The following is a 23,794-nucleotide window of genomic DNA, read 5'->3' as shown; positions in this document are numbered from 1 at the left end:
TCAGGCCGCCTCGCTTTGTTTTTGATCCTGGGCGCCCCGTTAACCACGCTGGCCGTACTTCGATATTGATTTGGGGGGTAAACCGGCAGGACGCCGGTTTAGCCGCACTGGGCCAGGGAGGGCCCATTGCGGCGGCCCCCCAAATCAATGTCGGAGTACGGGCATGCCGAGCCTAAGCGAGGTACCGAGTGGTGGGGAAAGAGCGTTTTGCTTACTTTTGGGCTGTTCAAAAGTGAGCCGCCGTCAGGCGGAACCATAGGAGGCCGTTACCGCAAGAATGGATATGTACTCGGTCTAATCCAACACCCCAGAGGCCCAGAGGTCACGACCCAAACAGGTTCTCTCTCCACAGGTGCAATGTCACACCACAGTTGTGTAGATACCTATGCAGGGCCCAGCGCGTTTTAGCGAATGGCCGCCAGGCAGCTTTCGAAAATATCCAGGCCTGCTTCCAGGACGTCTGGCTCGATCGTCAGCGGTGGCAGCAGGCGGATGATGTGCCGGGATTTTCCGCTGGGCATTAGCAAAAGTCCCTGCTGCCTGGCGCTTTCCAGTAGCTGTGCCAATACCGCAGTGGCGGGCGCGCCTTCGGGCGTGAGTAGCTCAATGCCGCGCATGGCCCCGACACCCGTCAACTTACCGAGATAGGGCGACAGCTTGTCTTGCTGCCAGGCCTGATAGCGGCTGAGGATGGCCTGTGCCTGCGACTCGCCCCAGGCCGCCAGGTTGGCATCGGTCATCTGGTCCAGGGTGGCCAGCGCCGCTGCGCAGGCAATCGGGTTGCCGGAGTAAGTGCCGCCCAGTCCGCCTTTGGGCAAGGTGTCGAGCAGTGCTTTTTTACCGACCACCGCGCCCAGCGGCAGGCCGCCGGCAATGCTTTTGCCCAGCAAGATCAAATCCGGTTCGATGCCCAGTCGGGTGAAGGCAAAACGTTGCCCGGTACGCCCGAATCCAGACTGGATTTCATCGGCGATGAGCAGGATGCCGTGGTCATCGCAAAACTTGCGCAGTGCTAGTGCAAAGGGCGGCTCGAGCGCCAGGAACCCACCTTCGCCCTGCACCGGTTCGAGAATGAAACAGGCCACTTCATTAACGTCGATCTCGACGCTGAACAGCCGGTCCAGGGCCTTGAGTGCTTCCTCAGTCGTGACCCCGTTGTCTTTACTGGGGTAGGGCAGGTGATAGACCGGGCCTGGCAAGGTGCCGACCCGCTGTTTGTAGGGCGCGACTTTGCCGTTCAGGTTCAGGGTGGCCAAGGTCCGTCCATGGAAGCCGCCATCAAAGGCTATGACCGCCGTACGACCGGTCGCCGCACGGACGATTTTCAGCGCGTTTTCTGCCGCCTCCGCGCCGCTGTTGGTCAACATGCCGCTGACCGCATAAGACACCGGGATGAACCTGGCCAGGCGCTCCATGAACTGCTTGTACGGTTCGTGCGGCGCGGCGTTAAAGGCGTAGTGGGTCAGCCGGCTGGCTTGCGTGCACACCGCCTCGACAATCGGTGGGTTGCAATGGCCCAGGTTGAGCACGCCGATGCCACCGACGAAGTCGATGTAGCGCTTGCCGTCCGTGTCCCAGACATGGGCATTGAGACCGTGGCTCAAGGTGATGGGGTGGACAATGGCGATGGACTCGCTGATGGATGACGCGGTCATTGGGTGGCCCCTGGCTGCATGGATTTTCTCCAATGAAAGCGAGGATCGCCTGGCTACCACAAGCGAAAAGAAATGCCGCGGTCATTCCATAAACTCTTGAAGTATTTCGGCGCCGGATTTTTCAACCCGGCGCAACGCTGCGTCGACCTCGCATTCAGCAGCCACGGCGCTGTGCCATGGCGCGCGAGGCAGAGGTTTGCAGCGAGCGTTTCGCGCTCCACCCGGCATAGTGTCGGCCAACTCCGGCAATGTGTCAGGCAGGCTGACACCTTGCCTGGTGCATTCCAAAATTGCCTATGCAAGACTTTTCGTGAAGGCTGGGTGAACAACCCCTGAAAAATAAATAATAATTCTTCGAAGGTGCCAACCGATGCTAACCAGAAAGCTCAAAGGCTTGATTGTCGCTTCCACCGTGGCGGCCGCGGCGCTACTTTCCACCTCCTCTGTTCTGGCTGACGATCTGCAGAAGATCCAGGAGGCCAAGGAGATCCGGATCGCCATGAGCGGTCAGTACTCTCCCTTCAGCTTTGCCAATGAACAGAACCAGATTGTCGGCTTCGACGCCTCCATCAGCGAGGCCCTGGCCGAGCGCATGGGGGTCAAGGTGACAATCGTCACCACGCCATTCGACGGGATCATCGCCGGTCTCCTGGCGAAGAAATACGACGCCATCATCGCTTCCATGACCATTACCCCGGAACGCCAGAAGGCCGTGGATTTTGTCGGGCCCTATTACCATGCGGGCCGCACGATCGTGGTCAAGGAAGACTCACCCATCAAGAGCCTGGATGACCTCAAGGATGTGACCGTCGGCGTCACGCTCGGCGATGCCCACGACAAGTGGGCCCGGGCGCGTGGCAACCTCAAGGTCAGGACCTACAAAGGGCTGCCGGAAATGCTGGTCGACCTCGAGGCCGGGCGGATCAACGCGCTGGTGATGGACAGTGTTCCGGTGCTGGTGGCCGTCAAGGAAACCGGGCAGAAGGTGCGCATCATTACCCCGCCCGAGAGCGACGGTGGCATTGAAGGCATGGGCATTGCGCTGCGCAAGAACAACCCTGAGCTCAAGGCGACGATGCAGCAGGCCCTGCAGGACATGCTCGCCGACGGCACCTACGAAAAGATCTCGATGAAGTGGATTGGCAACGATATCCGCTGATTCATCGCAGGCCTGGCTCGACCTCGGGTCGGGCCAGTCAATCCGACTTTTCCGAGGGTTCCCATGGATCTGACACTCATACAGCGCACATTCCCGTTTTTCCTCGAAGCGGCGTGGATTACCGTGCAAATCTCGGTACTGGCTCTGCTCCTGGGTTTGCTGGTGGCTTTCGTGCTGGTGGCTGCGCGGTTGTCCACGGTGTTCCTGTTCCGGTGCCTGGCAAGAATCTACGTCAGCGTTTTTCGCGGCACGCCGTGCCTGGTTCAATTGTTCATCATTTACTTCGGCGGGCCGCAGATCGGCCTTGAGCTGGAGCCGTTCGCCGCAGGGGTGATTGGCCTGGGCCTGAACATTGCGGCCTACATGGCCGAGTCCATTCGCGGCGCCATCAGCAACGTCGACCCGGGCCAGGAAGACGCCGCTCGCTCCATTGGGTTCGGGCGCCGCCAGACGTTGTGGCTGGTCACGCTGCCCCAGGCTGCCAAGTTGATGATTCGCCCGCTGGGGGTCAACGCGGTCGCACTGATCAAAGGCTCGGCCCTGGTATCGACTATTTCGGTGGTTGAACTTTCCTATACCGCGCAACGTTTTATCAGCTCGACCTACAAACCCTTTGAAATTTTCATGGTGTCAGCGTTGCTGTACATCGTGATGGTCTACTCGGTTCGATTTGTCGTCGACTATCTCGATAATCGTTTCGCGGCAAGGTGAGAACATACCCATGCAAGGTCTGGATCTAAGCATAGTTACACCTTATTCCGAGTTGCTGGCGACGGGTCTGTGGTGGACGGTCGTGATGTTCGTCAGTTCCAGCATCTTGAGTTTGCTGGCGGGGATCGCCTTCGCACTGATCGTGCTGTATGCGCCGAAACTGATGGCGCTGCCTGTGCGTTTTATTACCTGGCTACTGATGGGCACGCCACTGCTGCTGCAGTTGTACGTGATTTATTACGGCCTGGTGCAGGTCGGTATCGACATTCCCGCATTGGGGGCGGGCATCATTGGTTTAAGCCTGCACTTTGCGGTCTACAACGCCGACGTGATTCGCGCCGGCGTGGTGTCAGTGGACCCTGGGCAGATCGAAGGGGCTCGCTCCATTGGCCTGAGCCGTGGCCAGACCCAGCGTTACGTCATCGTCCCGCAAGCGCTGCGCAGCACCATTGCCCCCCTGGGCAACAACCTGATTGTCCTGCTGAAGGACACGTCGCTGGTTTCCATCATCGGTATTGCCGAGTTGGTGTATAGCGCCCAGTTGGCCGTGAGTGAAACCTACAGCCCGTTTGAGTTCTATCTGACTGTTGCGGTTATTTACTATGCAGCCAATCTGGTTCTGGAAGTCGGCCTGCACCTTCTCGAAAAAAAGGTAGAGATGTCACGATGAACAGTGAAAAATTCATGGTTGAGGTCAAGGGTGCACGTAAGGCTTACGGCGCACTCGAAGTACTCAAGGGCATCGATCTTTCGGTCTCGCGCGGACAAATCGTCGCCATCATCGGCCCCAGTGGTTCGGGTAAAAGCACGCTGTTGCGGTCAATCAATCAGTTGGAAGTGCTTAACGATGGCGAGATCTGGCTGGAGGGTGAACAAGTCAATCGACCCTTGAAAGGCCGCGCTTATGAGCAGCATATCAACGCGGTGCGCCAGCAGATGGGCATGGTGTTCCAGCACTTCAACCTGTTTCCGCACCTGACCGTGTTTGAAAACATTGCCCTTGGCCCGATCAAGCTCAAAGGCCTTTCGAAAAAAGCCTCGCGTGAACTGGCAATGGAATATCTGTCAAAAGTGGGCTTGGCCAACAAGTTCGATGAGTATCCTTCGCGGCTGTCGGGCGGCCAGAAGCAGCGCGTGGCGATTGCCAGGGCGCTGGCGATGCAGCCTAAGGTGATGCTGTTCGATGAGGCGACATCGGCACTCGACCCCGAGCTTGTCGAGGAGGTCAACCAGGTCATGAAGCAGCTCGCTGCCGAGCACATGACCATGTTGATCGTCACCCACGAAATGCGGTTTGCCGGCGAAGTGGCGGATCGGATTGTGTTTATGGACGGAGGGGTGGTAGTGGAGGAGGGCGCGCCGCAGGACATCCTGCAAAACCCCGTCCACGAGCGGACTCGGTCATTCCTGAAAAAGCATCTGCACGATCGGTAGCGTGTACGGGTTCTCTCTGTAGGAGCGGGCGCCCGCTTGCGGCTTGCTCGCGATGGACGTAAGGACGCCGCGTTGAGTCAGGCGTGGCGGGTCATCGTTGAAGGCCATCGCGAGCAAGCTCGCTCCTACAAAATACACCTGCGCTCGACCAGCGTTGTCCATCAAAGGTGAAGCAAACCGCTTCACCATTAACGATAGGATTGACCTGGTCGTAGGCATGAAACGAGCCCATGGCAGCGGCATCGATTCGCTGCGGCGCCAGCAGAATCAGCCAGCGTACGACTTGCATGAATTGCCCATGGCCGAACACCAGTACCGAGCCGGTCCTGCCCTGAAGTTGCCGCAGCGCTGTTTGCGCGCGCAACACCAGGCCATGGAATGACTCTGTCCCGGGTCCGTTACTGTGATCCGGCTCGCCCGCCTGCCAATACGCCTGAACCCATGGACGTCTTTGCGCCGCCGTTGTATTCATGCAGTCCGCGGGCGAGAGGTAGGTGAATTCCTCGACCGGCCACACCTGCACCGGGGTCGCCGGGAATTTCCGGAGGGTGGGGGCCGCGGTATCCTGGGCTCGGGTAAACGGCGACATAACGATCAAGTCCGGTGCGGCCTCAATAGACTCGGCAATGGCCTGGGCCTGGGCTCTGCCGCGCTCGGTGAGGGGAATCAGGGCCGGGTCCGATGATGCTCCGCCAGCATTGGCGGCGCTCTCGCCATGTCTTATCCACGTTACGGTCAGCACCAGGTCCCACCTCTCACTCAATAATCCATCCGCACACGATAAATCCCCCGGCAAGGCTTTGTAAGCTTTATGGTCTCGATACCTGGCGGCGCGAACACAATAGAAGGAGTCCAAATGTCTTACCGCACAGCAAGGGAAGCGTTCATGCACGGTGTGCGGGCACTCATGCCATTGAGTCCCGGGGTCGTGCCCTTTGGTTTGTTGACGGGGGTCATGGCGATCAGCCTGGGCCTGTCGCCCGGCACGACCATGGGCATGACGCTGCTGTTCTACTCGGGATCTGCGCAGATGGTCGCGCTGCAATTGCTGCATACCGGTGTTATGCCGGTGGCGATTGTGGTCACAGCCCTGGTGATCAACTTGCGCTTCATCATGTACAGCGCGTCACTGGCGCCCCATCTGCATCATTTGCCCCGACGCTGGACCTGGCCATTGTCGTACATGCTTTCCGACCAGTCTTACGCCCTCTGCAGCCTCAAGCTGGCCTCCGGTGAACTCGGGCGGTTTGCCCAGTATTACTATGCCGGCACCGCCGTCGCGATGTGGCTGGTATGGCAGCTGTCGGTATTGGCGGGCATTTACCTGGGCGCCAATATCCCTGAAAGCTGGTCGCTGAGTTTTGCCATACCGCTGTCGTTTCTCGCGCTGCTGGTTCCCGGTATACGCAGTGCACCGAGTCTGGGTGCCGCCACGGTGGGCGGATTGATCGCGGTGTTTGCGGTGGATATGCCCTACAACCTGGGGCTGGTCAGTGCATCCATTGGTGGTGTGGTGGCGGGTGTGTTGCTCGAGAGTATGCGCAAGCGGTCATCGAGCGAAGCGCCGGTCGCTGATGCCGAGGGGCAACCACGATGAGCGACCTGAGCTTGTGGGGGCTGTTCCTGGCGGTCGGGCTGGGCACGTTCGTGATGCGTCTTTCCTTTGTCGAACTGTATGGCCGTTTGCGCATCCCGGCGCTGCTCAGGCGAGCCTTGCTCTACGTGCCGGCGAGTGTGCTGGCGGCCCTGGTGCTGCCCGCCGTGGTGTACCCCGGTGGCCAGGGTGAATTTGTCCTGGCTAATGCGCAGATCCCCGCGGCCATCCTGGCGGCCTGGGTCGCCTGGAAGACGCGCAACACGCTCCTGACGTTGGCGGTCGGGATGGGGGCGTTGTGGTTGTTGAAGTATTTTGCCGGGTAGCGGCACCTGTGCCGGGGGCAGGCACTGGGTCACTCGGGCGTCATCAGCACCGCCAGCGTCAGGCTGATGAATTCCTCGTTGTGGTCGATGGTGTCCAGGGCGCTGCGCACGTGGTCGGCGACTTCGGCCGAGCCGCTCAGTTCGACCCAGTTCGACAGCTCGAGGATGGCCGCTTCGAGGGCGAGCTGGTTTTCGTTGAGTTTGAAGAGCAGGGAAGGCAGCAGGTCGGAATTGGGCATGGTGAATCCTCCGTGGTGGTTTCAGCGTAGCAGCCACATCAGCGGGAGGAGGCCGGACGCGTGTGCGTCGGCAGGGGCGCAGCGCAATTTTTTGCGCTGCGCCGATTGCAGGCGTTGGCTTGCCGACGCAGGGGCCCGCGACTACAGGAACTTGATGGGGTAGTTGAAGATCAGGCGGTTCTCATCAATGTCGTAGTTGCTGAAGTCCCGGCGCAGGGTTGAATTGCGCCAGCGCACGGAGAGGTCCTTGAACGGGCCGCTCTGGATGACATAGGCCAGCTCGGACTCTCTGCCCCATTCCTTGCCTTGGCGGGTGTTGGCGGTCTGGACATGGTCGCCGGACAGGTAGCGATTCATCATCGTCAGCCCTGGTACCCCCAGCGCCGCGAAATCGAAGTCGTGACGCAGTTGCCAGGAGCGCTCCCGGGCATTGTCATAGCTCGAGTTGTAGGTGTCGTTGGCCAAGGGGTAGCCGGCGGTGCCGTTGACCCGCATCCAGCCGGTCTCGCCGTAGACGCGCTGCAGGCCCAGGTAGAAGGTGTTGGCGCCGGTCTTGGCGGACAGCAGCAGTGACACGGTCTTGTTGTCCATCTCGCCGGCCTTGGCCGCGCCATCCTCGCCGCCCAGGAACAGCCCCAGGTTGCCCCCCAGTTTCCAACTTCCCAGCACCTGGCTATGCAGCACATTCAGGTATTGCTGCTGGTAGATATCCTCCAGTTGGGCATGCCACAGGCCCACCTGGGTGGCCTTGTCATTGAATTGGTATTCACCCCCGGCGAAGTTGAAGCGATCCGAGGTCGCGCTGGGCCGCCCGGCCATGAACATGCGCTCCATGCTGGCGTCGTTGCGCGGGCTGTTGCCGCGAAACTGCCCGGTGTAGAGGGTCAGGTCGGTAATTTCCCTTGAAGTCAGCTGTGCGCCGCGAAAGGTCTGGGGCAAGGAGCGGCCATCATCGGAGCGCAGGATCGGCAGCAGGGGCATCCATTCTCCGACCTTCAGTTCGGTGGCGGAGAACCTGGCTTTGAGCGCCACGCCGAGGCGGCCGAAATCGTCTGCGGGCCTGCCGCTGTCATGGGTCGGCAGCAATTGGGTGCCGGCAGTCCCGCGCCCGCCATCGAGCTTGAGCGAGTACAGGCCCAACACATCGACCCCAAGGCCGACTGCGCCGGCGGTATAGCCTGAGCGCATGTCGAGGATGAAACTTTGCGTCCACTCTTCGGCTTTGCCTTGCGGATAGGTCGGGTCGACAAAGTTGCGGTTGTGGTAGAAGTTGCGCAGGTTGAGGGTGGCGCTGGCGTCGTCGACAAAACCTTCGGCCGATGCCCCGGCCGCAGCGGTCGAGCACACAATCCCCAACGCTGCAGGTCGCAAGAGGGTGGCCAGGCGGGGTGCGCTTGAGCGTGCAAGGATCTTCATTATTGTTATTTCCTTTTTTTAAAGCGCAGGACTCCCCCGCAGGGCGAGGCCTGCGAAAAAACTGCGCTGTTTGAGTAGTGGTGGCTTACGACGGGACGAGGTGCCGCCAAGCCCTAGCTGTGCAACAGGGCAACCAGGGCCGGGACCGTGAGCACGGCGGTGTAGTAGCCCATGAACTGCACACCGATGTTGAAGCCCAGGAAGCGTGAGAGAAAACCGCCCAGCAGGCCGATGGTGACGATCACTGCCAAGCCCAGGAGGCCGCCCTCCCAGATGCCGATCACCAGGATCAGGCCAACGAAGGTCGAGATCACTGCCTCGTGGCTGATCTTGCGCGACACATAGGACGCCGCCCTGTGGGCGTAATTCATGGTGAACGGGTAAGCGATCAGGATCGCCACCACCACCGCCAACATGCCGTAGCCGAGGAACTCCCAGGTGTTGAGCAGGGTGTGCAGGTTGTTGACCTGGCCCGTTGCGGTGTCGACGCTAAAACGCGGAGGCGCATTGAACAATGGCGCAGCCGGGCCCGCAGCGACGGGACTCAGGGGCAGGCCAAAGGCGATCAGCGGGATCAGTGCCTCGGCAAGGTAGGTGGATTCGGTCACCCCATTGCGCGCGGTAATGACCGTGGTCAGGCGATGGTAGACGTGCTTGATCCGCGAGCCGACGACCTCGCCCATGATCACGGTCATGGCCACCGGGCTGAACACAAAGGTGGCGCTGGAGACGACCGCGGTAATGGCCGTCCACATGCTCTGCTTGCTGTCCAGCACCTTGAGAGGATTGGGGAAAAACCCGCCCCAGCTTTTGACGTCGGGCGACAGCGAGAACGTGCGCACTTCCTGGCGGCGCATGGTCGCCCGCTCGGCCGGTGCGAGCATGGAGAACAGCGCGGCGATCAGCGGCCCGATGGCTATGCCCAGGAAGTAACTGACGCTGAGCTTGACCCCGTACTGCCCGGTAATGCTTTGCAGGCCGACAATCACCATGACGAAGGGGATCAGCGTCAGCACGGCCGCCAGGCGACCTTTGGAGAACCAGGCGATGGCGATTGCCGCCAGCAGGAATACCCAGGGGGCGGCATGCTTGATCATGTCACCGAAGGGCGCGAGCATCAGGGCGAACAGCACGGCCATCGGCACCGCGATCAACGCCGCAATCACTGCCCCGGAAATCATCTTGCGCAGGGCAATGTGCGGAACGCCCAGGTTGCGCAGGAAGTTGGCTTCGCGCATCAGTGGCGTGGCCATGGTGTCGCCCGGAATCCCCAGCAGCGCCGTGGGCACGGCATGGGTCATGTGCTTGGCCACCGCTCCCGCGAGGAAGAAGGTCAGCACCCCGGCGGCGGGCACGCCCAGCAGCACCACCAGCAAGGTCAAGGGGGCGAGGGTAGTGGTTTCATCGCTGCCGGAGATGAGTCCGATCCCGGCAAAAATCACTGCGCCGAGGATGCCCATGCCCAAGGCGATGAGAATCTGATCCAACAGGGGAGCGATCATGACCGACCCCCATGGCTGCGTACTGCGCTGATGGATGCGCCGGGGGCTGCCGGGACATCTGGCGCGGCAAGGCCTTTCTCGTAATCGGCAAACAACTCGTAGAGGTCCATTTCCCGCAGTTCCGCGATCGTCGCCGGCGGCAGGTCGGACAGGCGGCCGAGGGGGCCGTACTCGTTCTGCAATTCAATGAGGATTTTTGCTCGCCATGCCGGATCCGCCACGTGCTCGATCACATGCCGCTTGGGCTTGAACAGCCGCGCGCTGATGGCGCCACCGGCCAGGCAGCCAAGGATCCCCACCAGCATCGCGTAGGCGCGGGCCATCTGTGCCGACTCGACCCAGCCCACCAGCAGGTGCTGCGCGATGAAGAAGGTGCCGAGGCTGACGGTGGCGCCAATGCCAATGGCGTAGACCAGGTGGCGGGCGTCGACCGTGTCGCCCCAGACTTCGTAGAGCTCTTGTTTCATGGAGGTTCTCCCACTGCCCTTGCGGGCTTTTATTGTTATGAACGTGAAGAGATGCGGCTTACTGGATGTGCAACCTGCCACACTTCGCCAGCAGCGCGCGGGACACGCGGGATGCGGTCTCCCGGCCGAGCTCGGCATTGATGAATTCACCGATTTCGATCAGCGCATCCAGATCGACGCCATGGCTCATGCCCAGGCCGTCCAGCAGGTAAATCACGTCCTCGGTCGCCACATTGCCGGTGGCCCCTGGCGAATACGGACAGCCACCCAGGCCGGCAACCGAGCTGTCGAATGTCCGGACTCCGCTTGCCAGTGCCGCATGGATATTGGCGATCGCCATGCCATAGGTGTCATGAAAGTGCCCGGCCAGCGCGCTGACCGGCACCACCTGGCTACAGGCTTCGATCAAGCGAGTTGTCGCCGCGGGCGTGCCGGTACCGATAGTGTCGCCCAGGCTGATCTCATAACAGCCCATGCCAAACAGTGCCGCGCTGACGGCCGCGACAGCCTCGGGTTTGACCTGGCCAGTGAAAGGGCAGCCCATGACACACGACACGTAGCCGCGGACCCGGATGCCGGCATCCCGGGCACGCACGATCACTTCCTGATAACGGCGCAGGCTTTGCTCGATAGAACAGTTGATGTTCTGCTGCGAGAACGCCTCTGAAGCCGCAGCGAACACTGCGACTTCGCGACAGCCTGCGGCGATGGCGGCTTCCAGCCCCTGGACGTTGGGCACCAGCGCGGTCCAGCTGACACCGGCGCGCGAAGGCAGGGCCTTGAGCACCTGGTCGGTGCCCGCCATCTGCGGTACCCAGCGCGTTGATACAAACGCGCCGGCTTCCAGGGTCCGCAAACCAGCGTCGGCCAGGCGCTCCAGCAACTGCACCCGGACCGACGCCGGCAAAGTGCGTCGCTCATTCTGCAGGCCGTCCCTGGCGCCGACTTCCACCAGGCGTACATGATCCAAGGGCATGCTCAGCACTGCCCACGCTTTTGTTCGAGCAGGCGCGCCGCGTTGTCGGCACGCACATCGCGGGACTCGACCATTTGCTTGACCAGCCAGCCGACTTCCTCGCCCTTGGCGCCTGCCGAGAGTGCAATGTTGCGGGCATGCAGGGCCATGTGGCCGCGTTGAATGCCCTCGGTGGACAACGCCCGCAGCGCTCCCAGATTTTGCGCCAGGCCAACGGCGACGGCGATCTCCGCCAGCTCCTGGGCGGTCTTCACACCGAGGATGCGCAGCGACAGTTGTGCCAGCGGGTGAGTCTTGGTGGCGCCGCCGACCAGTCCGACCGGCATCGGCATTTCCAGGGTCCCGACCAGATGGCCCTGGCGGTCTTTTTCCCAGGTGGTCAGGGAGCCGTAATGGCCGTTACGGCAGGCATAGGCGTGAGCCCCGGCTTCCACGGCGCGCCAGTCGTTGCCGGTGGCGACGATCAGCGGGTCGATGCCATTCATGATGCCTTTATTGTGGGTGGCGGCGCGGTAGGGATCGATCACGGCGAAGTTGTAAGCGTCGAGAATGCCTTCGATGACTTCCTCGCCCTGATAGGCGGCGGTTGTCAGCAGCTCGGGGGCAATGCGCACCTGGGCCCGGGCCAGGCGCAGGTCCGCCAGGTTGGAGAGAATCCGCAGGCGCACCTTGCCGCCGGTGATTTCTTCCAGCAATGGCGCCACCGCCTCGGCCATGGTGTTGACGGTGTTGGCCCCCATGGCATCGCGCACGTCGACAATCAGGTGTGCCACCAGCATCGGCCCGCGTGGGCTCTGGGCGAAGGTGTGCACTTCAATGTCGCGGCAGCCGCCACCGAGTTGGTTGAGCAGTTGGTCCTTGCGGTTGGCCAGCTCGATGATTTGCTCTTTGTGGCGCAACAGGCTCAGGCGGGCGTTGAACGGATCGGCGATGTCGACGATCTGCACCTGGGCGCGCATCAGCGGCAGCGAACTGGAGGTCTGGAATCCACCCGCCTCGCGGGCCAGCTTGGCCATGAACGATGCGGCGGCGACTACCGAAGGCTCTTCCACCACCAGCGGCACTATCACGTCGCGGCCATTGATCTGGAAATTGCTCGCCACGGCGTAGGGCAGTTCGAACTTGCCGATCACGTTTTCGATCATGCCGTCGGCGATGTCCAGGGGCAGGGCGCCGGCATCGCGCAGCAGGGTCACATCATCCTCGCCAAGCCCGAGCAGCTCTTGCAAATGCTCCAGGCGAGCGGCCGGCGACATGCTGCGGAACATGGGAAGACGGGAGTCGATACTCATGGGAGGAGGCCTCTTGCAGTTATTGTTTTTAAGTTGCCGTCACCCTAAGCGCATGTGTTCCGGTAAAAAAGGTACAGTTTGGACAGACAGTACCTAAGCTGTACCCTCGGTGATCATTGATGGCGGATGAGCGACTATGGCGCGACTGACACTGGCTGAGCAACTGAGCGCATCGCTGGTCGAGCAGATCGCCAATGGCACCTACCGCGAGGGGGATCGCTTGCCTTCGCTGCGCGAGTGCATGCGTTTGTTCGGTCATTCGAAAAACACGGTGATCAACGCCTATGAAGCGCTGGCCTCGCAAGGCTTGGTCGAGGCCCGGCATGGCCAGGGGTTTTTCGTCAAACAGGGCGCAACCAGCAGCAGCGAGCCGGAAGAACCCCTGCCGTTCACGCGGGCGATGGACACCATCTGGCTGATGCGCCAGCAGTTCGTGCGGGAACCGGGACACTCACCGCTGGGTGAGGGGTTTCCACCGGTGGAGTGGTTGATGGACATGCGCCTGGACAAGTTCACCCGGCAAATCATGCGCACCGGAGTCACCACGCTGTTTCGCTATGGCAACCGCCTGGGTAATGCCAGTCTGCGCCAGCACCTGGTGCAGAAGCTGGCGAGCTATTCGATCGGCGCCAGTGCGCGGCAGATTGTCACCACCCACGGCGCCAATCACGCACTGGACCTGATCATCCGCCGCTTCATTGCCCCGGGCGATGGCGTGCTGGTCGAGGACCCAGGCTACTACCCGCTGTTCGGCAAGCTGCAGTTGCAAGGCGCGCGGATGTTATCGGTGCCCAGGTTGGCGGATGGGCCGGACATGGACGTGCTGGAGCAACACCTGCTCCTGCACAAGCCCAAGTTGTTTTTCATCCAGTCGCTTGGGCACAACCCCACTGGTTCCGATATTTCCCCTGGCAAGGCTCATCGGCTGGTGCAACTGGCGCAACAACACCAGTTTATTCTGGTGGACGACGACGCCCTGGCCGACTTCAAACCGGCATCGGCGATCCGGGTGTCAGCGCTGGATCAGTTGCAGCGCTCGTTGTACGTGGGCAGCTTTTCCAAGTCGGTATCGGCGGCATTGAGGGTCGGCTTTATCGCCGGCAGCAAAGAGATGATCGACGAACTGGGCGACCTGAAAATGCTCCTGCACACCAGCACTTCGGAGCTGTGTGAGCGCACCGTCGACGTGATCCTGACGGAAGGGCATTTCCTGCGGCATCTGATTCGACTCCAGGAGCGCTTGAAAAACGCCACCGCCGCGGGCTTGCAGATGCTGGAGGAGATCGGCGCCGAGGTCTTCGTCTGCCCAGAGCAGAGCCTGTATCTGTGGGTCAGGTTTCCCCACATCGAGGACGCCCGGGAGTTGACTCGGCAACTGCTACCCAAGGGCTTCATGATCGCCCCGGGGCACATTTTTTCCGCAGAGCAGTCGCGCATCAATCCATGGACCCGATTGAACGTTGCGTATCTGAATGATCCGTTGCTCAAGGCGGTGTTGCGGGGCTGAGTGCGGGCGGGCAGGTTTTTTTGTCGAGGGTGATGGCGTATTGATATTGCTGTCGGCATACTCTCGGGCGGCACTTCAGCGTGCCACCACGCCGTCGGGACAGGGATGTTTGCACTTGATAAAACAAAAAATCTTCGCGGCATTGATCTTGATGGCTGCCACGGCCTATACGATTTTCAATCTGTTCAGCATGCTGACTTTCGGCTAGTCGTGACCGGTACAGGCAATTTAGGGGAGCCTATGAAAGATGACCTGAGGAACCAGGCGCTGACCAATTGGCGCAGGTTGTTCCTGATGCCGCCAAGCCTGATCAACGCCGAGGATCGTTACGACAAACTGCTGCTCGCCGCCGACCACATGGAGCGCACCCAACTGATCAGCAGTGATGAGTGGCGCGCGCTTGTCCAGCAGGCGGGCACTTCCTTTGCCAGCACCGCGCAATGCATGGGGGGTTCGGATCAGGACTGAAAAGCACCTGATTGCTGACGCCTGTGCGTCAGTAGCTGGCGGCCTGACCGAGCGTGTTGTCCTGTGCGCCGGCCATGAGGTGCAGCGGCATCGGTGGTTGCTCATCGGTGCAGGTAATTTCCAGATTGCCCACCACCTGGGGCGCGCGCTCACTCAGTCGGGTCGACTCTTGTTCCAGTTCCTTGGCCATTTTCGCGTGGTTCGCTGCGATTTCAGAAAGAGTTGACACGATACATCTCCGATGACTGACCAAGCGTTTCGCTGGTGTCCTTGAACGTTAGATTGAATTAGCCCTGCGCGTCAGAATTTCGACGTAGTGCGGCGCTAGTGCGGGCCTGTGCAATCCCTAAGCCAGACAGTATAGGGCTAACCCCATGACTTATCGCTACGCGACGAATGGTGGGGGAGTTGCGTTAAACAATTGTGACTGAATTGCATGCGACCCTATTAACTGTTCGCGCACAGAGGGGCAGTCTGGCCCAACGCATGACGGCTGGGCCAGCACTGCCGGCGGTCAGGCGGCGATTTTGCCGGCGCTTAGGTCTTTTTTGTACTGGGCCTTCATGGCTTCCATCTGTTTACCCAGTTCTTCGAGTGTGGCCTTGCCCAAGAGCTTTTTCGCCTGGGGAAACATCTCGGTTTCTTCTTCCTCGATGTGATGCTCCAGCAGTTCCTTGACTACCTTGGCCCGACCGGCGAATTCCGGGGTGGTGGGGTCGGTCAGCTTGAGGTCGGGCAATACCAGGGAATCGACTGTGCGGTGTTCTTCCTTGGCTTCGTAGTACATTTCGTCCTGCTCCTTGCCCCCGGCTTTCTTGAACGCCGGGTACAGGATCTCCTCTTCCAGGCGGGTGTGGATGGCGATCTCCATCTCCAGCTTGACCACCAGTTCGGTACGTTTTTTCACGGCGCGATCGGTCGACTCACTGAGCTGGGTGAGAATGGCTTTGACGCGTTCGTGGTCAGCTTGCAACAGGTCAATGGCGTTCATGCAGGTCACCTCTTTGGTCACGGGGGCATTGCGGTAGGTCTGTGCCTAGCGCGCAAACTCCCAATAGAGGTTGCAGGGCCTGTGCCAGCGGGATGATTTAATTAGTCATGTAAAATCAAAGGTATATGTGTCGGCTGGGCGCGTGATGCCATGCAGCTTGCACGAAATAGTGGGTTTCGCCATGCAAATAGCCCAACTGTCGTCTGGGACTGGATGTTCGACACGCCCTACGTCAGTCAGTGTGACACTGGCGAGTGCGCGGGCACGGCCTGGGGTTGGCTGCGGATGATCAGCAACCCGGCGGTTGCGATCACCAGTGGCACGATCAGCGCACTGTAGTAGCCCGATGGGCCGCCATGTTCGAGAAACCAGCCGCCACTCGCCGAGCCAATGATGGCGCCGACCCGACCCAAGGCAATCGCCCAGCCGGTGGCGGTGGCCCGCAAGGCGGTGGGGTAGGCCTGGGCGACCATGTAGTTGAGCACGATCTGCTGCCCGCCGATGCCCAGGCCCGCGGCGCCGGCGAGGATGAACACCAGCGACCAGTTGGTGCCGCTATTGGCAAGGCCCCAACTGATGGCGATGCCGAACAGGAACAGCGCCAGCAGCAACAGGCGAGCGTTGATTTTCGGCAGGATGATCGCCAGCGGAATCGCGCAGACCACGAACACCGTGTTCACCGCCACAGTGCCCATGGGCGCCTGTTCGGCGGGGAGTCCGGTGGCCTTGAGCACGGTTGGCAACCAGGACAGGAACATGAACCAGGCGACCCAGTTGAACAGGTAGATGGTCCAGATGCCGCAGGTGGTGCGCGCCAGGCCGCCGCTGAACAATGAGTTGACGCTGGTCTTGACCTCGACTTCGGGCACGCTGAAGGTGCTGTCTGCCGGTGTTTGACGTCCGCTGATGGTGGCGACAATACGTTCGATCCGCGCGCGCTGGCTGCCAAGGCGATGGCGGGTGAGAAAGTGCAGCGACTCCGGCAGCCAGATCATCAGCACCGCCAGCAGCACCAGCGGGGTGATTCCACCGACCAGGAAAATCCCCTGCCAGCCAATCACCGGGAGCATTTTGGCCGCCAGCAATCCACCGAGAATCGCGCCGGCAGGCAGGCCGAGCAGGACGGTGGTCATGATGGTGCCGCGGTTTTTCGCCGGCCCGTATTCCGCCGCCAGCGACAGCACCACTGGGGTCGCACCGCCCATGCCGAGACCGGCGATAAAGCGCAGAACCAGGATCTGCTCGGTGGTTTGCGCGAATGCGGTTGCCAGGGTGGCGCAGCCAAAGAGCGCCACGGCACCGATGATGGTCGGGCGTCGGCCCAGCTTGTCGCCGAGCAGCCCCAGCGACATGGCGCCCAGCACCATGCCGACGATGCCCGCGGTGAGAATCGGCGCCAGAGCCCCGGGACCTAGCCCAAAGGCCTGGATAATCGACGGCCCGGTGAAGGCAATGGCCTGGGTATCAAATCCATCGAGGATCGCCACCAGGAAGCACAGGGTGAAAATCCGCCACTGAAAGGCGCTGAGGCGCGAGTCATCGATCAGTTCGGGTATTGAGTAGTGACTGCTCATGGGGGGCTCCGAGTGCTTTCTAGTTGTAGTTTTTTCAGGCGCACCTGCTGAGCGTCACGCTAAAGCCCGAGGGGGCGGGCGTCTAATATCAAATGGGTGCAGTACCATACCCTGTGGGTATGACGCTGTTTTGGTTGAGTAATGCCTGGTTACTCTACTTTGTCAGTTAGTAGCAAAGTTAGTGGGTGGAAATTAACCGCGAAGTCGCGCTACTGTTGGCAACTAGTGGGTGCTTGAGCCAGGAGTTGTTAGATGTATATAAGATCCAATGTGTATCAGCTGTTCATGCAGCAATACCCGGATGCGCATTTTGTGACGGTTTACCATGAAAACGGCCGTGTTTCGGAAATTGCCTCTGGCAAGCGCGAGGGCAAAGTCGAGGTGGTTTTTGTCGGGACCTACGAAGCCACTGGCTGCCTGGTGGTCGAAAGCCGTATCACTGAGGACCCTTGGGGCCTGCCGGAAACGCTCTGCAGCGCAGGTCCCATGCATTACTACAGCATGGGTGCCGAACGCGCGATGACTCACGCCAACAGTCCGATCTGCACCAAGCGTTGAAGCCACAGCGCGCCTGAGTATGCGGGCACCGATCCGGTGTTTCGCGCAGAAAGTTGGGCAATACCCGAGGTTTGGACTATGGTCCACTGGGCTTAAGAATATTGTATTTATCATTTAAACCAGGAACTGGAATTCCGCTCGCAGCCTCCACATCGCTGCGCAGGTCACAAGGATCGTAAAATGCCCAATAGAACTGCACGCCTGACCATATTGATTGACCAACCGACCAAGAAAGAACTTGAAGATCTTGCTGCGCTCTCTGACCTGACCACTTCGCAAGTCATTCGTAAGCTCATAAAAGACTATCTGGAAGCGTCCAGCAGCCATCCGGTAACAACACTGAGACATTCTATCCAGTAGTTCGTTGGGTTCGGCGTACAGCCGTGGCCGCGGTCTTGTCTTGACCGCCGAGCCGCTGCCCGGCGTTGCGTGTCCCTGGCATTTTTGACGATCGGCAATCCGTCTTTTACGTAAAAAAAGTGTGGTTATTTAAGCACTTAGCTAAAAATTATTTCATTTTTCTACATGTAAATATCTTGTTACAAGTCGTCAGGTCGGGTTAATATTGCCCCGCGTTCACCACCACGGTTTATGCATTTTTAAGCCCCAAGTTTCCATCAGCTACTTGGGCTTTTTTTTGCCTGAAATTTGACCTTCAAACCCGGTGGTTGATATTCCCAGGCTCCATAAGGCCAGGACAAAAGGTTATTAGACCGTCCCATGGCCCTCTGCTAAAAAAGTAGCTGCACGGCAGTCGCCCCGCACACAGTGGGTCGACGTCGCGACGTGCACTGCATGTCCATTTGCTCAAATGGAAATCGCCCAACATTGTGCTGGGCAACGATCAATGAGTCCGATGCCACCCTTCGGGTCAATTGCTGCGCCTCTGGCCAACTGCTCGCGCAACGCGCAAAGGGCTCATTGATCACTTTCTCTCCCGTCGCCCTTCCTCAGCCAGCTCTCCCGTTAGAATGACCGCACTTGAACAGGTGGATGGGTCATTGATGCGCAGAGAAATTGGCTATTGGCACCGGGAAGGGCGCGAGCTGTTCTATTACCTGGAATTCGACCCGCAGACTGCGCAGTTCTTCCTCACCTGCGAGCACAGGCCCGCCGGTGCTGAGATGAGCATCAGGCGCGTACCCTTGAGCGAAGCCCGCGGCGAGCGGTACTACGAGGATGCCCTGTTGATCATCAAGGAAGAGTTGTTCCGCGATTTCCGAATCCAAGCGCAATGACACGCGTATCCAGCCGCGATCAAGTCGGGCGATTAAGGTGCTACAGTTTTCCCGTGCACCTTATCCAGTCGTACCCAGAGACGGAGGTCATTGTCATGTTACTCAACAAGCCGGAACAGCAACTGCGGCGCGACCTGCAAGGCATTGCATCGGACCTGCGCTGGTCAGCGGTGGACATCAAGGCCATTGCCGAGCGACTGCACCAGGCCGGCAACCCGGTGGATGCGCAGGCGTTGCTGAGGATGTGCGAGGTATTCGAGAAAACCGAGGCGCGGCTGGTCAGCTACGCCAATGAAGTCAAGGCTCACAAAATCAATCTGAGCACCTGAGCGGGAGTTACCTGATGAGCGCTAAACCGACGATTGTGCTGGTCCATGGTTTTTGGGGTGGTGCGGCACATTGGAACAAAGTCATTGGCGAGCTGTTGCGCCTGGGGCATACGCGGATTCGCGCGGTGGAACTGCCGCTGACGTCACTGGCCGACGATGCCGAGCGCACTCGCAAGATGATCGCGCAGGAGCCGGGACCGGTGTTGCTGGTGGGTCACTCCTACGGCGGCGCAGTGATTTCCCAGGCGGGCAACCAGCCGAATGTCGCCGGCCTGGTGTTTATCGCCGCCTTTGCCCCGCAGGCGGGTGAGAGCCCCGGCGGCATCACCCAGGAACACTTGCCAGAGGCTGCGGCCAACCTGGCCCCCGACAGCGATGGCTACCTGTGGGTCAAGCCTGAGCTGTATCACCAGAGCTTCTGCCAGGACCTGCCGGCCAGCGAAGGCCTGGTCATGGGCATCACGCAGAAGGCCCCGTTGGCCAGTACCTTCGGCGACACCGTCACTGATCCGGCCTGGCAACACAAACCCTCGTGGTATCAGATTTCCAGCGAGGACCGGATGATCTCGCCGCAAAACCAGACGCGCATGGCGGCGCGTTTGAACGCCAAGGCAGTGATCACCCTCAAGGCCAGTCACGCCTCGCTGGCCTCGATGCCAGTCGAAGTAGCCGCGTTGATCGACCAGGCCGCCAGCACCATCAGTCAAGACTGAGACTTCCCCCGCAGGAGTGGTCCCCCGCTTGCGGTGCCTGCTTGCGGTGCCCGCTTGCGGCGGCCGACTGCTCCTCCATGTCCCACGCCCGGACAAATTTCAGCTTGCAACTACTATTACTTTTGCCCAGGCCGGACAAATTCGATAAAGTTAACCATTAGGTCAACTTTTTCGGTTTGTCGGCCCTTCGCATCTTCAGGAAGGGTTTCTGTATGACCTGAATTTTCCAGAACACCATAACGACATGGACGGATTTCATAGCCGTCCAGAGGATGATCCATGTCCAACCGTGACATATCCCGGCGCTCCTTCCTGCAGGGCGGGTTGATCGCTGGCGTCAGCGTGACGCTGACACCGCTCAGCTCCCAGGCGCTGGCTGCCTTGATGGAAAACAGCGTGACCGTGCCGTCCGAGCAATGGCTTGGCAATAACGGCAAGGCCCGCATGCGCAACGACTCGCTGTCCAAGGTCTGCGGCAGCAAGGTTTTTGCCCGCGACATCCGTGCCAAGGACATGCCGGGCTGGCCCCAGCAGCAGGGCCACGCGATGCTGCTCAAGACCATTCGTGCCGACCGCATCTATGAAGGGTTCGACCTGGCGCTGCTGGGCGCCGACCTGCAACCCGATCGTATCGTCACCGCCCAGGACCTGGAGCAGGACGGCATTGTCTTCCCGGAAGACCACGCCCCCGATCCGTTGCTGCCGACCGGCAAGGTACCGATGTTCATCGGCCACCCGGTGGCGATTCTGATCTGGAACGACTTCGAGCGTTTCCGCCAGGCCAAGAACAAGCTCAAGTTCAATGACAAAGCAATCCGCTACGGTGCCCAGGCGCCGCTTTATACCCGCGACCCCTATGGCAGCTTCCGCTACGTGCGGGTGGGCGGTGCGACTTCGGCCGACGAAGACGAATTCGCCAGCCTCAAGGACTCGATCCTGTTCCCGATGATTCGCGAACGCCGCCCGGTATGGAATGCCCAGCCCAACGTGCACGGCAACCTGACCGAGCGCGGGCTGTTTTATGCCGACCGCATGCAGCAGCAACTGCAAACCCCGCCGGACGGCTGGATGGTCTTTGACGAGCGCTACAAGACGCCGTCCATCGAGCCTGCGGCCCTGGAACCGGACAATGGCAACGGCTGGTACGACCCGGCGACCAAGACCCTGCATTTTGTGGTCGCGACCCAGTGCCCGCTGGAAGCTGCCTCGGAAACCGCGAAGATGATCGCGCCGTCGCGTTTCGGCCTTGCCGCGCTGAACATGCACCCCGGCTACACCGTGGGTTATGGCTCCAAGGACCACAACATCTTTGTCTACTACGCGGCCCTGGCAGCGTTGTATGGCAACGGTGTGCCGGTGCGCCTGGCAAACGACCGCTACGAGCAGTTCCAGAGCGGGATCAAGCGCCACCCGTTCGACATCCGCTACCAACTGGCGGTCGACAAGCAGGATCACAGCTTCAAGATTTTCCGCGCCGACATGACCGTCGACGGCGGTGGCCGGATCAACTACAGCCCTTCAGTGGCGGCAGTCGGTGCCACGGCGGCGCAGTCGATCTATTACATGCCACAGAACGACCTGCAAGTGACTGCCTACCACTCGCGCGGCGTTGAAGCCGGCTCCATGCGCGGCTACGGCACCTTGCAGAGCATGGCCGCGACCGAAATGATGGTCGACGAAATCGCCGATCGCCTCGGCATCGATGCCATCGACCTGCGCAAGAAAAACGTGTTGCTCTCGGGCATGAAAAACACCCAGGGCGCAGTGCCGGCCGGGGCCTTGCGCCTGCACGAGATTCTCGAGAAGGCTGCCGGTTTCGACCTGTGGAAAAATCGCAACGCCTTGAAACTGGCCGAAGATGCCAAGGACCCCGACAACTGGTACGGGATCGGCTTTGCCATCTGTCAGAAAGACTTCGGCACCGGTTCGGAAGCGCCGATGGCCAGCATCGAGTTCACCGCCCAAGGGCATATCACCCTGCGCCACATCGGCATCGAGATCGGCACTGGCATGTCCACCTCCCAGGCCCTGGTGGTCGCCGACTTCCTCGGCAGCCCGGCCAGCGAAGTGAAGACCGGTGAAACCGAGTGGGACGAGCTGCAGCTGACCAGCAGCGGCAACCCCTACATCATGAGCCAGGCCGAGCAGGATAGCGTGCTGCGCAACCCACGCTGGGTCGGCAAGATTGCCTCGGCATCGTCGGCCACCAACTCGGCCTACTACTTCAGCCACGCCACCCGCGAAGCGGCGCGCGTGCTGTTCAACCACGGCCTGTGGCCTGCCGCCGTGGAAATCTGGCGCCAGGGGCCATTTGGCGGCCAGGCCAACCCCTACGTGGTACGCCGTGAAGATGCCCATTGGGTCGACGGCAAGCTGACGGCCAACGGCATGGAACCGCTGCCATTGGCAGTGCTGGCCAAGCGTGCCCATGAACGTGGGTTGGTGACCGGCGCCACGGTGCATGGTTTCAACCGCTGGAGCTGGGCCGAGGCCGAGTACAACATCAATGGTGTGCGCGAACGCCTGCCGCTTGATGCGCTGGCCGTGAAGTATGGCGATGGTGCGCCGCAGGCAATCAAGGCGCAGATGAAGACCGCTGGTTTCCACCTGCTGGACCGCCAGAACGTGGTGTACCCGGCCACGCAATTGAACAACGCCGCCGTTACCTATTACAGCCCGGTGGCGACCATCGTCGAGCTGAAAGTCAACAAAGGTTCGGGCGAGGTGCAAGTGCTCAACCATCACTCCTGGCTGGAATGCGGCCGGGTGCTGGTGCCAGAACTGGTCAAGGGCCAGCTCGAGGGCGGGATCGCCATGGGCATCGGCCACGCGTTGCTGGAAGAAATGCCGTTGTACGAAGGTGGGCCAGGGGAGGGTGACTGGAACTTCAACCGTTACCGTCTGCCGCGGGCCAAGGATGTCGCGGTGTGGAAACAGACCTCGGAGATCCTCCCGCCGTTGTCGCCGAGCGACCCCTCCAAGGGCATCGCCGAGGTGGTGATGATCCCGGTAGTGGGCGCCATCGCCAACGCCGTGGCCCACGCCATCGGTAAACGGGTCCGTGACCTGCCTATCACTCCAGCGCGCATCAAGGAGGCCCTCAATGGCTAACCGTCCGCTCCAAATGACCCTCAATGGTCAAACCGTCGGTCCCGTCGAGGTCCCTGATGATCTGCCGATGATCGACTACCTGCACGAATACCGAAACCTTACCGGCTCGCGCCTGGGTTGCGGCCAGGGCATCTGCCACGCCTGTGTGGTGATCGTCGACAACCCCGACGGCACCAGCGAGGAAGTGCGCACCTGCATCACCGGCGCGCACTACTTCGAGGGTAAGAAGATCCGCACTATCGAGGGCCATGCGACCCGCGACGAGGCGGGCAAGGTCACTGAGCTGAACCCGATCCAGCAGCGCTTCGTCGACGAATTCGCGTTCCAGTGCAGCTACTGCGCGCCGGGGTTCGTCAATGCCGCGACAGTGCTGGTGGAAAAACTGCAGCGCCAGCCGATCAAGCAAAGCCAGCTGGAAGCGGTGATCGAGGACAGCCTCGGTCACCACATCTGCCGCTGCACCGGCTACGTGCGCTATTACAGCGCCACGCGCAACGTGCTCAACGATCTTGGCCTGGTCAAGGAGGGTTGAGC

General features: G+C 60.6%; 26 protein-coding genes. 15 read left to right on the top strand and 11 right to left on the bottom strand.

The genetic code is table 11. The features are described 5' to 3' along the window. Nucleotides 1-404: 404 nt before the first annotated feature. The gene (locus CKW24_RS13125) at nt 405-1,655 is read right to left on the bottom strand and encodes an aspartate aminotransferase family protein (RefSeq protein ID WP_095168531.1); all 1,251 of its coding nucleotides are present in this window, start codon (nt 1,653-1,655) and stop codon (nt 405-407) included. 370 nt (nt 1,656-2,025) lie between these two features. Between CKW24_RS13125 and CKW24_RS13120 the strand changes: the two genes are divergently transcribed. From CKW24_RS13120 to CKW24_RS13105, 4 genes are all read left to right on the top strand, one after another. Then, nucleotides 2,026-2,814: an ABC transporter substrate-binding protein gene (locus CKW24_RS13120; protein ID WP_095168529.1), complete on the top strand. Its 789-nt coding sequence runs from the start codon at nt 2,026-2,028 to the stop codon at nt 2,812-2,814. A 63-nt stretch (nt 2,815-2,877) separates the two neighbouring features. After that, nucleotides 2,878-3,525: an amino acid ABC transporter permease gene (locus tag CKW24_RS13115; RefSeq protein ID WP_095168528.1), complete on the top strand. Its 648-nt coding sequence runs from the start codon at nt 2,878-2,880 to the stop codon at nt 3,523-3,525. Nucleotides 3,526-3,535: 10 nt separating this feature from the next. Beyond that, a complete protein-coding gene (locus CKW24_RS13110; protein WP_095168526.1) occupies nt 3,536-4,195 on the top strand; it encodes an amino acid ABC transporter permease in 660 nt (219 codons plus the stop codon). Then, complete coding sequence (locus tag CKW24_RS13105; RefSeq protein WP_095168525.1) at nt 4,192-4,959, top strand: amino acid ABC transporter ATP-binding protein; 768 nt, start codon at nt 4,192-4,194, stop codon at nt 4,957-4,959. The genes CKW24_RS13110 and CKW24_RS13105 overlap by 4 nt, the downstream gene beginning before the upstream one ends. Nucleotides 4,960-5,050: 91 nt before the next feature. On the opposite strand, the gene CKW24_RS13100 is transcribed toward CKW24_RS13105, so the two are convergent. Further along, nucleotides 5,051-5,701, bottom strand: a complete 651-nt coding sequence (locus tag CKW24_RS13100) for a histidine phosphatase family protein (RefSeq protein ID WP_095168546.1) — start codon at nt 5,699-5,701, stop codon at nt 5,051-5,053. A gap of 114 nt (nt 5,702-5,815) precedes the next feature. Here CKW24_RS13100 and CKW24_RS13095 point away from each other — a divergent pair, with 114 nt between their 5' ends. Next, nucleotides 5,816-6,556, top strand: a complete 741-nt coding sequence (locus CKW24_RS13095; RefSeq protein WP_095168523.1) for an AzlC family ABC transporter permease — start codon at nt 5,816-5,818, stop codon at nt 6,554-6,556. Beyond that, complete coding sequence (locus CKW24_RS13090) at nt 6,553-6,879, top strand: AzlD domain-containing protein (protein WP_095168521.1); 327 nt, start codon at nt 6,553-6,555, stop codon at nt 6,877-6,879. The genes CKW24_RS13095 and CKW24_RS13090 overlap by 4 nt, the downstream gene beginning before the upstream one ends. A gap of 29 nt (nt 6,880-6,908) precedes the next feature. Here the strand turns inward: CKW24_RS13090 and CKW24_RS13085 are convergent, their stop codons facing one another. From CKW24_RS13085 to CKW24_RS13060, 6 genes are all read right to left on the bottom strand, one after another. Then, nucleotides 6,909-7,118, bottom strand: a complete 210-nt coding sequence (locus CKW24_RS13085) for a hypothetical protein (RefSeq protein WP_095168520.1) — start codon at nt 7,116-7,118, stop codon at nt 6,909-6,911. 141 nt (nt 7,119-7,259) lie between these two features. Beyond that, nucleotides 7,260-8,534, bottom strand: a complete 1,275-nt coding sequence (locus tag CKW24_RS13080) for an OprD family porin (RefSeq protein WP_095168518.1) — start codon at nt 8,532-8,534, stop codon at nt 7,260-7,262. A gap of 113 nt (nt 8,535-8,647) precedes the next feature. Next, nucleotides 8,648-10,036 (bottom strand): tripartite tricarboxylate transporter permease, encoded by a 1,389-nt coding sequence (locus CKW24_RS13075; RefSeq protein ID WP_095168517.1) that lies wholly within the window; start codon nt 10,034-10,036, stop codon nt 8,648-8,650. Continuing rightward, complete coding sequence (locus CKW24_RS13070; protein ID WP_095168515.1) at nt 10,033-10,503, bottom strand: hypothetical protein; 471 nt, start codon at nt 10,501-10,503, stop codon at nt 10,033-10,035. The genes CKW24_RS13075 and CKW24_RS13070 overlap by 4 nt, the downstream gene beginning before the upstream one ends. A 58-nt stretch (nt 10,504-10,561) precedes the next feature. Next, nucleotides 10,562-11,479: a hydroxymethylglutaryl-CoA lyase gene (locus tag CKW24_RS13065; RefSeq protein ID WP_095168544.1), complete on the bottom strand. Its 918-nt coding sequence runs from the start codon at nt 11,477-11,479 to the stop codon at nt 10,562-10,564. A 2-nt stretch (nt 11,480-11,481) separates the two neighbouring features. Beyond that, nucleotides 11,482-12,771, bottom strand: coding sequence for a hydroxymethylglutaryl-CoA reductase, degradative (locus CKW24_RS13060; RefSeq protein ID WP_095168513.1), 1,290 nt, complete (start codon nt 12,769-12,771; stop codon nt 11,482-11,484). A gap of 136 nt (nt 12,772-12,907) precedes the next feature. Here CKW24_RS13060 and CKW24_RS13055 point away from each other — a divergent pair, with 136 nt between their 5' ends. Further along, nucleotides 12,908-14,278: a PLP-dependent aminotransferase family protein gene (locus CKW24_RS13055; protein ID WP_095168512.1), complete on the top strand. Its 1,371-nt coding sequence runs from the start codon at nt 12,908-12,910 to the stop codon at nt 14,276-14,278. Between the two features lie 105 nt (nt 14,279-14,383). Next, nucleotides 14,384-14,746, top strand: a complete 363-nt coding sequence (locus tag CKW24_RS28400; RefSeq protein ID WP_256585460.1) for a hypothetical protein — start codon at nt 14,384-14,386, stop codon at nt 14,744-14,746. Nucleotides 14,747-14,774: 28 nt separating this feature from the next. On the opposite strand, the gene CKW24_RS13045 is transcribed toward CKW24_RS28400, so the two are convergent. The 3 genes from CKW24_RS13045 to CKW24_RS13035 all read right to left on the bottom strand — a co-directional run bounded on the left by CKW24_RS13045 (nt 14,775) and on the right by CKW24_RS13035 (nt 17,311). Further along, on the bottom strand, nt 14,775-14,975 hold the full coding sequence (locus tag CKW24_RS13045; RefSeq protein ID WP_095168509.1) for a hypothetical protein: 201 nt from the start codon (nt 14,973-14,975) through the stop codon (nt 14,775-14,777). A gap of 285 nt (nt 14,976-15,260) precedes the next feature. Further along, on the bottom strand, nt 15,261-15,737 hold the full coding sequence (locus CKW24_RS13040; RefSeq protein ID WP_095168507.1) for a hemerythrin domain-containing protein: 477 nt from the start codon (nt 15,735-15,737) through the stop codon (nt 15,261-15,263). Nucleotides 15,738-15,973: 236 nt separating this feature from the next. After that, on the bottom strand, nt 15,974-17,311 hold the full coding sequence (locus tag CKW24_RS13035; RefSeq protein ID WP_095168505.1) for an MFS transporter: 1,338 nt from the start codon (nt 17,309-17,311) through the stop codon (nt 15,974-15,976). A 252-nt stretch (nt 17,312-17,563) separates the two neighbouring features. On the opposite strand from CKW24_RS13035, the gene CKW24_RS13030 reads away from it, so the two are divergent. The 7 genes from CKW24_RS13030 (at nt 17,564) to CKW24_RS13000 (ending at nt 23,792) form a co-directional block, all read left to right on the top strand. After that, nucleotides 17,564-17,869 (top strand): hypothetical protein, encoded by a 306-nt coding sequence (locus tag CKW24_RS13030; RefSeq protein WP_143501192.1) that lies wholly within the window; start codon nt 17,564-17,566, stop codon nt 17,867-17,869. Between the two features lie 180 nt (nt 17,870-18,049). After that, a complete protein-coding gene (locus CKW24_RS13025) occupies nt 18,050-18,229 on the top strand; it encodes a ribbon-helix-helix protein, CopG family (protein ID WP_095168502.1) in 180 nt (59 codons plus the stop codon). 644 nt (nt 18,230-18,873) lie between these two features. Beyond that, nucleotides 18,874-19,107 carry a hypothetical protein gene (locus tag CKW24_RS13020; RefSeq protein ID WP_095168500.1) on the top strand — a complete coding sequence of 78 codons (234 nt, stop codon included), beginning with the start codon at nt 18,874-18,876 and terminating at the stop codon, nt 19,105-19,107. A 95-nt stretch (nt 19,108-19,202) separates the two neighbouring features. Next, on the top strand, nt 19,203-19,436 hold the full coding sequence (locus CKW24_RS13015; RefSeq protein ID WP_095168498.1) for a hypothetical protein: 234 nt from the start codon (nt 19,203-19,205) through the stop codon (nt 19,434-19,436). Nucleotides 19,437-19,450: 14 nt separating this feature from the next. After that, nucleotides 19,451-20,149, top strand: a complete 699-nt coding sequence (locus tag CKW24_RS13010) for an alpha/beta hydrolase (protein ID WP_095168497.1) — start codon at nt 19,451-19,453, stop codon at nt 20,147-20,149. A 279-nt stretch (nt 20,150-20,428) separates the two neighbouring features. After that, nucleotides 20,429-23,260: a xanthine dehydrogenase family protein molybdopterin-binding subunit gene (locus tag CKW24_RS13005; RefSeq protein ID WP_095168495.1), complete on the top strand. Its 2,832-nt coding sequence runs from the start codon at nt 20,429-20,431 to the stop codon at nt 23,258-23,260. Next, nucleotides 23,253-23,792: a (2Fe-2S)-binding protein gene (locus CKW24_RS13000; RefSeq protein WP_095168494.1), complete on the top strand. Its 540-nt coding sequence runs from the start codon at nt 23,253-23,255 to the stop codon at nt 23,790-23,792. The genes CKW24_RS13005 and CKW24_RS13000 overlap by 8 nt, the downstream gene beginning before the upstream one ends. Nucleotides 23,793-23,794: the final 2 nt, after the last annotated feature.

It is taken from the genome of Pseudomonas sp. Irchel 3H3, from assembly GCF_900187635.1.
Classification (GTDB): domain Bacteria; phylum Pseudomonadota; class Gammaproteobacteria; order Pseudomonadales; family Pseudomonadaceae; genus Aquipseudomonas.
The sequence above is the reverse complement of the archived record's forward strand: the minus strand, read 5'-3'. Positions and strand labels throughout refer to the sequence as shown.

Coding starts and splice junctions, on each gene's coding strand:
- CKW24_RS13125 (WP_095168531.1), bottom strand. CDS start 1,655: ATGACCGCGTCATCCATCAGCGAGTCCATCGCCATTGTCCACCCCATC.
- CKW24_RS13120 (WP_095168529.1), top strand. CDS start 2,026: ATGCTAACCAGAAAGCTCAAAGGCTTGATTGTCGCTTCCACCGTGGCG.
- CKW24_RS13115 (WP_095168528.1), top strand. CDS start 2,878: ATGGATCTGACACTCATACAGCGCACATTCCCGTTTTTCCTCGAAGCG.
- CKW24_RS13110 (WP_095168526.1), top strand. CDS start 3,536: ATGCAAGGTCTGGATCTAAGCATAGTTACACCTTATTCCGAGTTGCTG.
- CKW24_RS13105 (WP_095168525.1), top strand. CDS start 4,192: ATGAACAGTGAAAAATTCATGGTTGAGGTCAAGGGTGCACGTAAGGCT.
- CKW24_RS13095 (WP_095168523.1), top strand. CDS start 5,816: ATGTCTTACCGCACAGCAAGGGAAGCGTTCATGCACGGTGTGCGGGCA.
- CKW24_RS13090 (WP_095168521.1), top strand. CDS start 6,553: ATGAGCGACCTGAGCTTGTGGGGGCTGTTCCTGGCGGTCGGGCTGGGC.
- CKW24_RS13085 (WP_095168520.1), bottom strand. CDS start 7,118: ATGCCCAATTCCGACCTGCTGCCTTCCCTGCTCTTCAAACTCAACGAA.
- CKW24_RS13080 (WP_095168518.1), bottom strand. CDS start 8,534: ATGAAGATCCTTGCACGCTCAAGCGCACCCCGCCTGGCCACCCTCTTG.
- CKW24_RS13075 (WP_095168517.1), bottom strand. CDS start 10,036: ATGATCGCTCCCCTGTTGGATCAGATTCTCATCGCCTTGGGCATGGGC.
- CKW24_RS13070 (WP_095168515.1), bottom strand. CDS start 10,503: ATGAAACAAGAGCTCTACGAAGTCTGGGGCGACACGGTCGACGCCCGC.
- CKW24_RS13065 (WP_095168544.1), bottom strand. CDS start 11,479: ATGCCCTTGGATCATGTACGCCTGGTGGAAGTCGGCGCCAGGGACGGC.
- CKW24_RS13060 (WP_095168513.1), bottom strand. CDS start 12,771: ATGAGTATCGACTCCCGTCTTCCCATGTTCCGCAGCATGTCGCCGGCC.
- CKW24_RS13055 (WP_095168512.1), top strand. CDS start 12,908: ATGGCGCGACTGACACTGGCTGAGCAACTGAGCGCATCGCTGGTCGAG.
- CKW24_RS28400 (WP_256585460.1), top strand. CDS start 14,384: ATGTTTGCACTTGATAAAACAAAAAATCTTCGCGGCATTGATCTTGAT.
- CKW24_RS13040 (WP_095168507.1), bottom strand. CDS start 15,737: ATGAACGCCATTGACCTGTTGCAAGCTGACCACGAACGCGTCAAAGCC.
- CKW24_RS13035 (WP_095168505.1), bottom strand. CDS start 17,311: ATGAGCAGTCACTACTCAATACCCGAACTGATCGATGACTCGCGCCTC.
- CKW24_RS13030 (WP_143501192.1), top strand. CDS start 17,564: ATGTATATAAGATCCAATGTGTATCAGCTGTTCATGCAGCAATACCCG.
- CKW24_RS13025 (WP_095168502.1), top strand. CDS start 18,050: ATGCCCAATAGAACTGCACGCCTGACCATATTGATTGACCAACCGACC.
- CKW24_RS13020 (WP_095168500.1), top strand. CDS start 18,874: ATGCGCAGAGAAATTGGCTATTGGCACCGGGAAGGGCGCGAGCTGTTC.
- CKW24_RS13015 (WP_095168498.1), top strand. CDS start 19,203: ATGTTACTCAACAAGCCGGAACAGCAACTGCGGCGCGACCTGCAAGGC.
- CKW24_RS13010 (WP_095168497.1), top strand. CDS start 19,451: ATGAGCGCTAAACCGACGATTGTGCTGGTCCATGGTTTTTGGGGTGGT.
- CKW24_RS13005 (WP_095168495.1), top strand. CDS start 20,429: ATGTCCAACCGTGACATATCCCGGCGCTCCTTCCTGCAGGGCGGGTTG.
- CKW24_RS13000 (WP_095168494.1), top strand. CDS start 23,253: ATGGCTAACCGTCCGCTCCAAATGACCCTCAATGGTCAAACCGTCGGT.